Consider the following 12,797-nt stretch of genomic DNA (forward strand, 5'->3'; position numbering starts at 1 on the left):
TGGCTGTTTTTCTGTAGGAGCCAGCCTTGCTGGCGATGGCATCGGCGCGGTGTCAGTTGCTACGCGGTAATGCATCGCTGGCAAGGCCCGCTCCCACAACAGACAACTCAGCGCCGCTCGGCCTCATAGTTATCCAGCGTATCGCGAGCAATTTCCCTGCCCAACGCAATCAGCTCCGGTGCTTTGTAGAACTCGAAAAAGCGACACACTCGTTTGGGTACGTTGATCAGCACATCCGGCGGATAGCCGGCAATCTTGTACTGCGCCAGCGAGGTCTGCATCACTTCAAAGCTCTGGTTGATCAGGTCCAGCAGTGACGCCGGCCCAACGTTATCGATGATGAACGACCCCGCCGCTGATTTCGGTGCGCCGGAGCTCTCCGGGGCGGCTGCTGGCTGCTGGGCCTCGGGGTCGGCCGCATCACTGAGCCAAGGGTTGGGAATCTGCGCGGCTTGCGGCGTGAGTTCCGCTTCGATGCGCATCAGTTGTTCGGCTTGCTTGCGCCGGAACGGCAGGTGCGATCCCAGCGAGCTGATCAGGTTGTCAAAGCGCAGCTTGAAGGCTGCCGGGCGTTCGATCACTGGCAACTGGTACTGCTTCTGGTTGGTCGAGTTGAGGTTCACGGCAATGATCAAGTCGCAATGGCTGGAGACCACCGGGATGATCGGCAAGGGGTTGAGAATGCCGCCGTCAACCAGCATGCGGTTGCCTTGCACCACCGGCGTGAACAAGCTGGGGATCGCCGCCGAGGCGCGCATGGCCTGATGCAGGCAACCTTCCTGGAACCAGATTTCCTGCTGGTTGGTAAGGTCGGCGGCCACTGCCGTGTAGGGGATGCGCAGTTCTTCGATATTCATTTCGCCCACGATCTTGCGAATCTGCCCGAAGACCTTTTCACCGCGAATGGCCCCCAGACGGAAGCTCACATCCACCAGGCGCAACACGTCCAGGTAGTCCAGGCTCTCGATCCAGTTGCGATACTCCTCAAGTTTTCCGGCCGCATAAATGCCGCCAATCACCGCGCCCATGGAGCAGCCTGCCACGCAGGCGATGTCATAACCGCGGCGTTCCAGTTCTTCGATTACGCCAATGTGCGCATACCCACGGGCCCCGCCCGAGCCCAATACTAATGCCACGCGTTTACTCATGATGGCTCCAGGTTGTTCTCCATCGAGGTCTAACAATGCGCCCATTCGTGTCTGTGCTTCAATCGCCATGCGCGCTGCGCTACGCTTTGCAGGGCACTTTTCTTCTTTGTAGCCGTCGAACACGCCACTCTGAACATTTCTTTTGAGGAATCACCGATGAAAGCCTGGATTTCCCTGCCGCTGATTGCGTTGCTCTTGGCGGGTTGTGCTGGCAAGACCGCCTACCGCGACAGTTGCGCCAATCAGTTGGACTCGGCCTGGAAGGAACTCGATCTGGCCAAGGCTGAAGGCTTTGCCGGCACGGTGAGTTACTCCAAGGCGCTGTCGTTGTTGACCGGGGCCAAGACACAGCAACAGTTCGAAGCATTCGAAGGGTGCAGCAACAAAGCGGAAAAAGCGCGCTTCTACATTCGTGAATCTCGCGCCGGTCGCTGACACAGGAGAACACCATGTCGGTCATGCTCGACCATGTGATTGCCCAGGTCCTGACACTGCAGGTGCGTTTGCTCGCGTGTCAGGCGCGATTGGCGGCGGATACTGACAGCGAGGCGCTGCACGATCTGCGCACCAGCACCCGGCGTTTGCGCAGCTTGCTGCGCCCCCTGCGTGAATTGCCCGGGGTCGAGCAACTGGAGGGTGCGGCCAAGGCATTGGGCACGTTGACCACGCCGCTGCGTGATCGAGAGGTGCTGGCTGCGCAATTGCTTGAACGTCAGCAATTAGCCGCTGCGCACCAGCGTCTGGCGCAGCGTCGGCAAACCTTCGCCAGTGTCGCCGACAGCGCTGAGCTTGGGCGCCTGCTGGCGATTATCGATGCCTTTCCGATTTTCCTGCGGGCCGCCGAACGGGAAGGGCTGATCCGCCGCCTGCACAAGCGCATCGACAAGCGTTTGGAGAAACAGTGGAAGAAGCTGCGCCAAGCGCTGGTTGATCCCGCGCATGACCGCCATCGCCTGCGCCTGTTGATCAAACGCGTGCGCTATGGCGCTGAGGCTTACCCACAACTGGAACATGCCGGGCGTCGTTTGCAGCGTGCACTCAAGCGCGCCCAGGGCGACCTGGGTGACTGGCATGATCGGGTGCAGTGGTTGCTGCAGGCCGAGCAGCAGCCCGACCTGGTGCCATGTGTCGAACAGTGGCAGGCGCAACTGCACGTCGCCGAACAGCGTGCCGATGCCACCCTTGAGCGCTTGCAAGCGCTATTGGCGCAGCGATAAGCCGCTGATATGTCCGAAATGCGGGCTGTCGCAGGCGCTGCTGCTGGTTAAGATCAGACTTTTCCCATGGATGAGATCGGCATGAATTTCTCGCAATTGCTCAAGGCAGTCCGCTTGCATCCCCAGGCGGTCACCATTGATGCCAGTTGGGCCCAAGGGCGCGCTTGTTTCGGTGGCTTGATGGCAGCTTTGCTGTACGAAGCGATGCGCGCCAAGACTTCGCCCGGTCGTCCGGTGCGTTCTCTGGCAATCACCTTTGTCGGCCCGGCCGAGCCTGAGGTGCCGATCAGCTTTGAAGTGGAGCTGCTGCGCGAAGGCAAGGCGGTCAGTTCGCTGTTGGGCCGCGCCGTGCAAAATGGCCAGGTGGTGACCCTGATCCAGGGCAGCTTTGGTGGCGGACGCGATTCGGTGATCGAAGTTGCGGCGCTGCCTGCGATTGAAATGAAGAGCCTGGAAGCGTCAACTGCCGAGCTGCCCTATATCAAGGGCGTGACCCCTGAATTCATGCGCCACGTGTCGCTGCGCTGGGCGATTGGCGGCATTCCTTTCAGCAACAACCCATCGCGCAACATGGGCGGCTGGGTCAGCCTGCGTGACGATGGCGGCGATGAGACCCTGAGTGAAGCGCACCTGCTGGCACTGGTCGATGCCTGGCCGCCCACCTTGCTGTCGCACCTGAACAGGCCTGCAGCCGGTAGCACCCTGACCTGGACCATCGAGTTCATTCAGCCAGTGCCGAGCCTGACCACCCATGACTGGTTCAAGTACTGTGCGCAGACCGAGCATGCCCGCGATGGTTACGGGCATGCCGCCGCTGCGCTGTGGACTGCCTCGGGTGAGCTGTTGGCGATCAGCCGGCAAACGGTGACTGTTTTCGCCTAGTGGCGATGGCGGTCACGCCAGGCCCGCCACCAGGCGCCGCTGAGGACAAAGCGCGGAAAGGTGATGAATTGCTCGACCAGCAGGCGACCGATGGCATCTTTACGGTTGCTGAACGGCTCCGGTTGTTCGGCCTCCAGGCGATGGCCTTGGCGTTGCAAGCCAAGGCCGGCGATCAGGGCGATGACGCCGACGGCCAATTGCCCCAGATCCAGTGAGAACAACCCTGACAGCACCAGCAGTACGCCGAGGATGAACAGCGGCACGGCAATCAGGTGCAACACCAGGTTGGTCGGGTTGCGGTGATTGTGGTGGTAGCCTCGCCATTGCCAGGCGGGCAGGTTGGGTAAGCGTTTGCTCATGGGCAATTCCTCAAGGTTCTGCTTGAAGAATAGTGTGGCCCCCGCCAGGGGGCCAATGAGCGCCGGCTATCGGCCTTATAGCTTGAGTTGGCCGATGGCCTTGTTCAGTTCACCGGCCAGGGTCGCCAGCTCGCTGCTGGTGGTGGCCGAGTCGACAGTCTGCTGCACGGTCTCTTCAGTGACGTCGCGAATGCTTACCACCGCCCGGTTCATTTCTTCGGCAACCTGACTTTGCTGTTCGGCGGCGACGGCGATCTGGGTGTTGCTTTCACGCATCTGCGCCACTGCACTGGTGATCTCAGCCAAGGCCGCACCGGCCTCCTGGGCCTGCTGCACGCAGTCGTCGGCCTTGAACGAGCTTTCTTGCATGAAATCCACCGCGTCGCGGGTGCCGGCCTGCAACGCTGAAACCATGGTGGTGATCTCATCAGTGGAGGCCTGAACACGCTTGGCCAGATTGCGCACTTCATCGGCGACCACGGCAAAGCCACGACCGAGGTCGCCAGCGCGGGCGGCTTCAATGGCGGCGTTAAGGGCCAGCAGGTTGGTTTGCTCGGCAATGCTGTGGATCACCCCGACCACGCCGTTGATCTTCTGGCTGTCTTCGGCCAGTTGGCGAATCATTTCGGCAGTCTGCTGCACGCCGCTGGACAGCCCGGAAATCGAGGTCTGCACGCGGCTAACCACTTGTTGGCCACTACCGGCCAGGGAGTCGGCACTCTGCGACAAATCGCGGGTGGCACCGGCATGCTGGGCAATGTGATAGACCGTAGCGGTCATCTCATTGATGGCGGTGGCGGCTTGGTCGGTCTCGCTTTGTTGACCAAGCATGCCGTGGCGCACGTCATTCATGCTCGCGGCCAGGCGGGCGGCACCGGAATCAAGCTGCGCGGCGGTGCGCGCGACGGTGTTGACCACGCGGTGGTAGGTGCTCTGCATGGCATTGAAGGCACTGGCCATCTGGCCGACTTCATCGCCGCAGGACAACGGCACCCGGGCTGCGAGGTCGCCGGTCTTTTCCACGTGTAGCATGACGTCTTTGAGGGTGTTGAGCTGGCTGAGCAAAAAGCGAATCAGCAACTGCGAAGCGCAGAGCATGGCCAGCATCAGGATCAGCACACAAACCGCGTAGTTGGTGAAGCGCTCGGTAAACACCTGCAGCAGGCTGGGGGAGGGCGCGAGGATCGCCAGCTGTTGGCCTTCGCGGTTGATCACCTGAGCGCCGGTGAGCGGGTCGCTGCCGGTCAGGGCCAGACCACGCAGTTCGACCCAGCCTTGGGCATTGGCCAGGGCATCCAGATTTTCGTCAGCAAACGAGGGCACTTGCCCTGGGGTGTATTGCAACCACAACGGGCTGTGCGGCAACGCTTGGCCGGCGGGCCAGGCTGCCAGCAATTGCGCTTCAGACTGAGCCTTGGCTTGGGCTTCCTGAGCGCGGGCCTGCTGTTCCAGGTGCACGGCGTAGAGCACCAGAAACAGAGTTGTGACAAAGGCCACCGCATTGACGGCCCAGAACTTGTATTTCAGGGAGATATTGCTAAGCCAGGCACCCATGGAAGGTCTTCTCTGATTGAGCGGAAACATTGTTGGCAAGGTGCCATCATTGTGCCGAGGCGATCAGCGGTGCGCCTTGATATGCGTCAAACAATCACCGGCAGGCCAAAGAAAGCGCGGGCGCACGCGGTGGAGTGGGCTGCCAGTTGCTCAGCCGTTTCGCCCCGATGCAAGGCCACTTCACGCAGCACTTCGGTGAGGTAGGCCGGCTCATTGCGGCCGTTCTTCGGCTTGGGTCGCAGGCTGCGTGGCAGCAAGTAGGGCGCATCGCTTTCCAGCATCAGCCGGCCTTGGGGGATGCTACTGACCAGCGGGTGCAGGTGGGTACCGCGTCGTTCATCGCAGATCCAGCCGGTGATGCCGATGTGCAGGTCCAGGTCCAGATAGCCGAACAGCGCCGCGCGTTCGCCAGTAAAACAGTGCACCACGGCAGCGGGCAGGCGGTCGCGGTAATCCTTTAGGATCGCCAGCAGGCGCTCGCTGGCATCGCGCTCGTGGAGAAACACTGGCATCTGCAACTCGACGGCCAGGGCCAGCTGTTCTTCCAGGGCCTTTTCCTGTTGGGGGCGGGGGGAAAAGTCACGGTTGAAATCCAGGCCGCATTCACCCACCGCGCGCACCCGTGGTTGCTCGAGCAACGCACGCACGTGGCGGCTGCTCTCCGTGCTCCAGCTACTGGCATCGTGAGGGTGAACACCGGCAGTGCTGAACAACCGCTGGCCGCTTTCATCCAACGACAAACACAGTTCAAGTGCCTGCTCGCTGCCCTCAAGGCTGGTACCGGTGACCATCATTTGCACCACACCGGCAGCCTCGGCACGTTCGAGAATCGCCGCGTGTTTGTCGGCAAAACTTGGATTGGTCAGATTGACGCCGATGTCGATGAGTTGCATGGTGCTACCTCAGGCCGGAAGCCGGCCAGCATAGCAAAGCTCGGGGAAAATCGATAAATCCAAGAACTTCAACGCGTTGTCGTGGTCTTTTGCAGTCAATTGTCACGGAACGACTGCAAGCTATGGCGCCAACCCCACACCCGCGAGCCTTCGAACGGATGACGCGAGCGCTGTTTTTGTTGATTGTGCTGAGCTTCGGGCTGCTTCAGGCGGGGCCGGCCAGCGCGCGCTTGCCTGGCCCGCAACAAGCAGCAGCCAAGACCCAGGCCCGTGACCTTGCACAGATTCGCAGCAGCCGTGTGCTCAACGTGTTGGTGAACCAGAGTCGTAACAGTTCCGGCGAGGTCAAAGGCGAGCCGGTCGGTGTTGAGTACCATCGCTTGCGAGCATTCGAGCACTACCTCAATGGCCGCGCCCGCGACGGTCAGGAAATTCGTCTGAAAATTATCCCGCGAGCCAAAGAGCAATTGTTGGCTGCCTTACAGCGCGGTGAAGCCGACCTGGTGGCGCCAGGTGAATTGCTCGATCCAACTTCCACCCGTGGCCTGGTGGCCAGCGATCCGGTGGTCGACAACGTGCCCATGGTGCTGGTCGGGCGCAAGGGTGAACGCAGTTTTCAGCGGGTTGAGCAATTGTCCGGGCGCACCGTGGCGCTAACCAGCGCTAGTGCCGCTGGCGACACCCTGCATGAAATCAACCAGAAGCTGGCCTTGCGTAAGCTGCCACCGATCAAAGTCGAATGGGTTGACCCGACCCTGGCGGTCGAAGATGTCCTGGAGATGGTCCATGCCGGAATCTTTCACCTGACCGTCGTTGAGCAACCCATTGCCGTGCGCTGGGCTCGGGTCATGCCCAAGTTGCGCATCGACCGTAAAGTACAGATCGCTGCGCCTGAGGCCATGCGCTGGTATGTGCGCCGCGATGCGGTCATGTTGCATGCCAGCGTCGACCGTTTTCTTCAGGGCTATCGACCGCCGGAAAATCAGGACGCTGCGTTCGAGCGCATCTACCGACGCCTGTACCGGGTTCACAACCCGCTGGCACGCAAGGATCGCCAGCGCCTGGAAGCCCTACGTCCGGTGTTGCAGCGCCATGCCAGCGAACAGAATATTGACTGGTTGAACCTGGCGGCGGTGGCCTTCAAGGAGTCCTCGCTCAATCCTTCGGCACGCGGTGCCGGTGGCACCCATGGGTTGATGCAGATTACTTCCAGCGCCGCTCAGCGGGTGGGGGTGAGCAATATCAGCAATGTTGACGGTAATGTGCGCGCCAGCGCGCGCTACATGGCGCTGATCCGGCGCAAGTTTTTCTCCAGCAACCAGCTCAACGAACGTGAGCGTATGGCGTTTACCCTCGCGGCCTACAACCTCGGTCCCGAGCGGGTCCAGGCCATGCGCGCCGAAGCCCGGCGCCGGGGCTTGAACGGTAATCAGTGGTTCTTCCAGACCGAGCGTATTGCCATGGAGCAGGTGGGGATGGGGCCGGTCAGTTACGTCAACAGTGTCAACAAGTACTTTCTGGCCTTCGACCGTGAGCGTGACTCGTTGGAGCCGCAGGGGCGCAAAGTGGTGGGGCGCAAATGAACGGTGGGCGCTGACTTGCCTGCAATCGAACGCGAAGTGCTTGCCGTATGAAATTCTATTTTTTCTCAGTAGAAGCGCTTCGCCGCGGGTTGACATTCAGCCCGCAGCTTCTCTAGGATGCTGACTTGCGCCGATTTAAACAGCTACTTGCGGGGCGCAGGAGAACTCCCAGGGGTTCACCGAATACCGCTAAAACGCTGGTTCGGTGACGCCTCCCACCGCAGCCCAGCGGGATCTGCGAGGCGGAGAAATACTCCATGAGTTGCCCACGTACCAGTGTCTGCTTGACCCCTCTGCCAGCCAGCCAGGCCACCCGTGTGCCGCGCATTCTGCTGGGCGGAAGCCACCAACCCACACTCCTGCGCTATCTCGATGGCTGGCCGCGCCGCAAAGGCAGCGCCACTGCCTTCCTGATTCAGTTCGCCGACACCCGTGCCTCGCTTGAGCAATTCGCCAGCGACCGCTTTGATCTGGCAGTGATCCAGTCGCCCAGCGCCGAAGACGCTGCCGAGGTAATTGGCCACCTGACCCGGGTAGCCCGGCAAGGCTTGATCACCCGCGGATAAACGGTTCAGCCCGTTCATTTTCCCTGCGGGGCGAACAGAGTGGGGTACTGCCCACCAGATGGCGGGCAGCAGACAGGTTTCAGGCACCCACTTGCAACGGATCGCTGATACCCAGGAGGTAGAAGCCGATCATGCCGATGGAGCCGGCCAGGATGATGTAGTACAGGGTGGGCAGTAGGGTCTTGCGCAGGGTGATCCCTTCGCGACCGAGCAGGCCAACAGTTGCCGACGCTGCAACCACGTTGTGAATGGCGATCATGTTGCCGGCCGCCGCGCCCACCGATTGCAGTGCCACCATCAAGGCACCAGAGATGCCCAGCAGTTCCGCCGTGTTGAACTGGAATTGCGCCAGCATCAGGTTGGACACGGTGTTGGAGCCAGCAATGAATGCACCCAGTGCACCGACCATTGGGGCGAAGATCGGGTACACGCCGCCGACACTGTCTGCGACCAGACGCGCCATGGCTACCGGCATTGACACCAGATCCGACGCGTTTACCCCTGAGTTGATCAGGATGCGCACCATCGGGATGGTGAAGATCAACACGAAGCCTGCGCCCAACAAGGTTTTACTCGACTCGCTCACAGCGGCCACCAACTCGCTTACGCGCATACGGTGCAAGAAGAAAGTCAGCAACGAAACCACGCATAATAGGCCGCCAGGCAAGTAGAGCAGTTCCAGGCTGGCGGATACGCCCGTCTCACCCAGAATGTCCTTTGAGCCGAAACTCAGTGACAGCATCCAGGCCTTCAACTGTGGAATGTTGCGCGACAGTACCAACAGCACGGCTAACAGCACATAAGGCGCCCAGGCCATCGGTACGGAAATCGCCTTCTTGCCGGCCATATCGTCGAGTTTCATCTCAATCATGCCCATCCACTCAGCTGGCCACTCGTTGGCCGGGGCAAAATCCCAAGTGGTTTTGGGCAGCAGGAAGCCGGTTTTGGCCGCTGGGATGACAATGCTCAGGCCCACCAAGGCACCAATCATCGAGGGAAATTCCGGGCCGAGGAACACGCCCGCTGCAGCGTAAGGAATGACAAAGGCGAGCCCGGTAAAGATCGCAAATGGCGCCATGGCCAGGCCTTCGCGCCAGGATTGGTTCTTGCCGAAGAAGCGGGTCATGATGCAGACCATGATCAGCGGCATGAGAATCCCGCAGAGTGCATGGATGATTGCCACTCTCGAAAAGATCAGGTGGAAAAATACCTCCCAGTTGCTGCCGACGGCGGCCAATTGAGCGCCGATACCGGCCTGATCCAGCCCCCCTGCAACGCCGACTACCATCGGTGCGCCGACGGCACCGAAAGAGACCGGTGTGGACTGCACCAGCATGCCGAGGACAACAGCGGCCATGGCCGGAAAGCCCAACGCAACCATCAACGGAGCGACCACCGCAGCAGGTGTGCCGAAGCCGGAAGCCCCCTCGATGAAGCAGCCGAACAGCCAGGCCACAATCAGCGCCTGCACCCGACGGTCAGGGCTGATATTGGCAAAGCCGCGGCGAATAGCGCTGATACCACCGGAGTGCTTGAGCGTGTTGAGCAAAAGAATGGCACCGAAGACAATCCACAGTATCGCTGCCGTGAGGATGAGACCCTGCAGCGTGGAAGCCAGGACTCGATTGAGCGTCATATCCCAGGCCGCGAGGCCGATCAGTGCCGTCAGCAGGAAGACCACCGGCATGGCGTATTTGGCTGGCCAGCGAAAGCCGATCAGTAACACGCCCGCCAGCACCAGCGGCACGAATGCCAGAATGGATAGCAGTGCTTGACTCATGGTTTGGTTCCTTTTTATTTTTGTGAACCACAGTTTTCCGGGGGTATCCGGTGCCACGCATCGAGAGCACAGAGGCTCCCCGAGCCACGTCGACAGGGATCACCCGTCGCCGCGCTCATGCTCAAGTGTCCTTGCAGCCTATTGGGCATGCCACGCTCAGGCGTGCTGTTTGAAACGTAAGCGCCAGGCGTGCAGCAGCGGTTCGGTATAGCCGCTGGGTTGCTCGCGGCCCTTGAATACCAGGTCGCAGGCGGCCTGGAACGCCATTGAAGCGCCATAATCGCGAGCCATCGGCCGGTACAGTGGATCGCCCGCATTCTGCTGGTCGACCACCTTGGCCATACGTTCCAGGCTCGCGCGTACCTGCGCCTCGTTGATGACCTTGTGATGCAGCCAGTTCGCAATGTGTTGGCTGGAGATGCGCAGAGTTGCGCGATCTTCCATCAGGCCGACGTCGTGGATATCCGGCACTTTGGAACAGCCGACGCCTTGCTCGATCCAGCGCACCACGTAACCGAGGATGCCCTGGCAGTTGTTGTCTAGCTCTTCCTGGATCTGGCTGGCGCTCCAATTGGGCTCAGGAGCGACGGGCACGCAGAGCAGGCCATTGAGCAGGTCGTCGCGTTGATTTTGCAGGTCGTGGGCTTCCAGCTCGCGCTGCACTGCCTGCACATCCACCTGGTGGTAGTGCAGGGCATGCAACGTGGCGGCGGTCGGGGAGGGTACCCAGGCGGTGTTGGCCCCGGCCTTGGGGTGCGCGATCTTCTGTTCTAGCATGGCGGCCATCAGGTCCGGCATGGCCCACATGCCCTTACCGATCTGTGCGCGGCCGCGCAAGCCACAACTTAGGCCTACCAGCACATTGTTGCGCTCGTAGGCCTGGATCCAGGCGCTGCTCTTCATGTCGCCCTTGCGCAGCATGGCCCCGGCCTCCATGGCGGTGTGCATCTCATCACCGGTACGGTCGAGGAAGCCGGTGTTGATAAAGGCCACCCGCGCACTCGCGCTGGCAATACATGCTTTGAGGTTGATACTGGTACGGCGCTCCTCGTCCATGATGCCCATCTTCAGGGTGTGGCGGGGCAGTTGCAGCAGCTCTTCGATGCGTGCGAACAGCTGATCGGAAAATGCAACTTCAGCCGGGCCGTGCATCTTCGGCTTGACGATATAGACACTGCCGGTGCGCGAATTACCCTGGCGCTGGAGGTCATGCAGGGCGATCAAACTGGTCATCACACCGTCGAGAATGCCTTCGGGGATCTCGCGGCCTTCGCCGTCGAGGATTGCAGGGTTGCTCATCAAATGGCCGACGTTACGCACAAACAGCAGCGAGCGGCCGTGCAGCTTCAGCTCGCCACCGGCGGCAGCGGTGTATTCGCGGTCTGGGTTGAGACGGCGGACGATGCGTTTGCCACCCTTTTCCAACGCTTCGCTGAGGTCGCCTTTCATCAGGCCGAGCCAGTTGCGATAAATCACCACCTTGTCGGCAGCGTCGACCGCAGCCACGGAGTCTTCGCAGTCGAGAATGGTCGACAGTGCGGACTCCATCAGCAGGTCCTTGATCCCGGCGGCATCGGTGGCACCAATCGGGCTGCTGGCATCGATCTGAACTTCAACGTGCAGACCATTATTCTTCAGCAACACCGCCGTCGGCGCACTGGCCGCGCCTTGGTAACCGACAAACTTGTCGGCTTGGGTCAGGCCGGTCTGGGTGCCGTTGGCCAGGGTTACCTGGAGCTGGCCATCACTGACCCGGTAATTTACCGAACTGGCATGCGAGCCATCGGCCAGCGGCGCGGCTTGATCGAGGAAGGCACGGGCGAAGGCGATTACGTTGTCGCCGCGCACCTGGTTGTAGCCTGGGCCTTTCTGTGCACCACCTTCCTCGGAGATCACATCGGTGCCATACAGGGCATCGTACAAAGAACCCCAGCGCGCGTTGGCGGCGTTAAGCGCGTAGCGGGCATTCATCACCGGCACCACTAGCTGTGGGCCGGCCTGGCAGGTGATCTCACTGTCGACGTTGGCGGTGCTGATCTGCACGCCCTCGGGCTGCGGCAGCAGGTAGCCGATGGACTCAAGGAAGGCGCGGTAGGCCGCCATGTCATCGATCGGACCAGGGTGCTGGCGATGCCAAGTGTCCAGCTTTTCCTGCAGCGCTTCACGCTCAGCCAGCAATGCACGATTGCGCGGCGCCAGGTCATGCACCAGGGCGTCGAAACCGCTCCAGAACGCCTGACGCTCAATACCGCTGCCCGGCAACACTTCCTCGTCGACGAAACGTTGCAGGTTGGTGGCCACTTGCAGGCGCTGGCAGTTCACGCGATCAGTCATTTTTTACTCTCCTAAAAACAGCACATGTACGGCGCTAGGCGCCCGCGCGGATCACTCAGGAACCGCCTCAATATCTGCATCAGTTCAGTGCCGCGATTCCAGCTTTGGCCACTTGCGCGTCTTGCTCGGACTTGACCCCGGAAACTCCCACTGCACCGATTACCTGGCCATCAACAATCACCGGCACTCCCCCTTCCAGAGAGGTCAGCAGCGGTGCGGACAGGAATGCGCTGCGCCCGCCGTTGACCATCTCTTCATAGTTTTTGGTTTCGCGACGCCCGATGGCGGCGCTGCGTGCCTTCTCGCTGGCAATGTAGGCAGCAATCGGCGCGCTACCGTCGAGGCGCTCCAGCGCCAATGGATGACCGCCGTCATCGACCACGCTGATGGTCACCGCCCAGTGGTTTTTCTCGGCTTCGCTGCGGGCAGCGGCGAGTATTTTGCGTACCTCGGTCTGGCTCAATACGCCTTTGCTAAGCAT

The 12,797-nt window shown here is 61.0% G+C and carries 12 protein-coding genes; 5 read left to right on the plus strand and 7 right to left on the minus strand.

Annotated features, from left to right (window positions below):
* Positions 1-107 precede the first annotated feature (107 nt).
* Positions 108-1,148 (minus strand): patatin-like phospholipase family protein, encoded by a 1,041-nt coding sequence (locus ACQRAX_RS10260; protein ID WP_412037315.1) that lies wholly within the window; start codon positions 1,146-1,148, stop codon positions 108-110.
* Positions 1,149-1,304: 156 nt separating this feature from the next.
* On the opposite strand from ACQRAX_RS10260, the gene ACQRAX_RS10265 reads away from it, so the two are divergent.
* From ACQRAX_RS10265 to ACQRAX_RS10275, 3 genes are all read left to right on the plus strand, one after another.
* Positions 1,305-1,583, plus strand: a complete 279-nt coding sequence (locus ACQRAX_RS10265; protein ID WP_101293256.1) for a hypothetical protein — start codon at positions 1,305-1,307, stop codon at positions 1,581-1,583.
* A gap of 14 nt (positions 1,584-1,597) precedes the next feature.
* A complete protein-coding gene (locus ACQRAX_RS10270) occupies positions 1,598-2,365 on the plus strand; it encodes a CHAD domain-containing protein (RefSeq protein WP_412037316.1) in 768 nt (255 codons plus the stop codon).
* A gap of 81 nt (positions 2,366-2,446) precedes the next feature.
* The gene (locus ACQRAX_RS10275) at positions 2,447-3,247 is read left to right on the plus strand and encodes an acyl-CoA thioesterase (protein ID WP_412037317.1); all 801 of its coding nucleotides are present in this window, start codon (positions 2,447-2,449) and stop codon (positions 3,245-3,247) included.
* Here the strand turns inward: ACQRAX_RS10275 and ACQRAX_RS10280 are convergent.
* The 3 genes from ACQRAX_RS10280 to ACQRAX_RS10290 form a co-directional block, all read right to left on the minus strand.
* Positions 3,244-3,606, minus strand: coding sequence for an Mpo1-like protein (locus ACQRAX_RS10280; RefSeq protein WP_412037318.1), 363 nt, complete (start codon positions 3,604-3,606; stop codon positions 3,244-3,246). The two genes, ACQRAX_RS10275 and ACQRAX_RS10280, sit on opposite strands and share 4 nt — an antisense overlap.
* A gap of 75 nt (positions 3,607-3,681) precedes the next feature.
* Positions 3,682-5,160: a methyl-accepting chemotaxis protein gene (locus ACQRAX_RS10285; protein WP_412037319.1), complete on the minus strand. Its 1,479-nt coding sequence runs from the start codon at positions 5,158-5,160 to the stop codon at positions 3,682-3,684.
* An 86-nt stretch (positions 5,161-5,246) separates the two neighbouring features.
* A complete protein-coding gene (locus ACQRAX_RS10290) occupies positions 5,247-6,053 on the minus strand; it encodes a TatD family hydrolase (protein ID WP_045189856.1) in 807 nt (268 codons plus the stop codon).
* Between the two features lie 158 nt (positions 6,054-6,211).
* Between ACQRAX_RS10290 and ACQRAX_RS10295 the strand changes: the two genes are divergently transcribed.
* Together ACQRAX_RS10295 and ACQRAX_RS10300 are read left to right on the plus strand one after the other, a co-directional pair.
* Positions 6,212-7,636: a transglycosylase SLT domain-containing protein gene (locus tag ACQRAX_RS10295; RefSeq protein ID WP_412037806.1), complete on the plus strand. Its 1,425-nt coding sequence runs from the start codon at positions 6,212-6,214 to the stop codon at positions 7,634-7,636.
* A 257-nt stretch (positions 7,637-7,893) separates the two neighbouring features.
* Complete coding sequence (locus ACQRAX_RS10300; RefSeq protein ID WP_412037320.1) at positions 7,894-8,202, plus strand: hypothetical protein; 309 nt, start codon at positions 7,894-7,896, stop codon at positions 8,200-8,202.
* Positions 8,203-8,281: 79 nt separating this feature from the next.
* Here the strand turns inward: ACQRAX_RS10300 and ACQRAX_RS10305 are convergent, their stop codons facing one another.
* The 3 genes from ACQRAX_RS10305 to ACQRAX_RS10315 all read right to left on the minus strand — a co-directional run bounded on the left by ACQRAX_RS10305 (position 8,282) and on the right by ACQRAX_RS10315 (position 12,797).
* On the minus strand, positions 8,282-9,982 hold the full coding sequence (locus ACQRAX_RS10305; RefSeq protein ID WP_412037321.1) for an L-lactate permease: 1,701 nt from the start codon (positions 9,980-9,982) through the stop codon (positions 8,282-8,284).
* Positions 9,983-10,138: 156 nt separating this feature from the next.
* Positions 10,139-12,316, minus strand: a complete 2,178-nt coding sequence (locus ACQRAX_RS10310) for a malate synthase G (RefSeq protein WP_412037322.1) — start codon at positions 12,314-12,316, stop codon at positions 10,139-10,141.
* A gap of 79 nt (positions 12,317-12,395) precedes the next feature.
* Complete coding sequence (locus tag ACQRAX_RS10315; protein ID WP_412037323.1) at positions 12,396-12,797, minus strand: heme-binding protein; 402 nt, start codon at positions 12,795-12,797, stop codon at positions 12,396-12,398.

This window comes from Pseudomonas sp. UM16, assembly GCF_050312595.1.
GTDB lineage: Bacteria > Pseudomonadota > Gammaproteobacteria > Pseudomonadales > Pseudomonadaceae > Aquipseudomonas.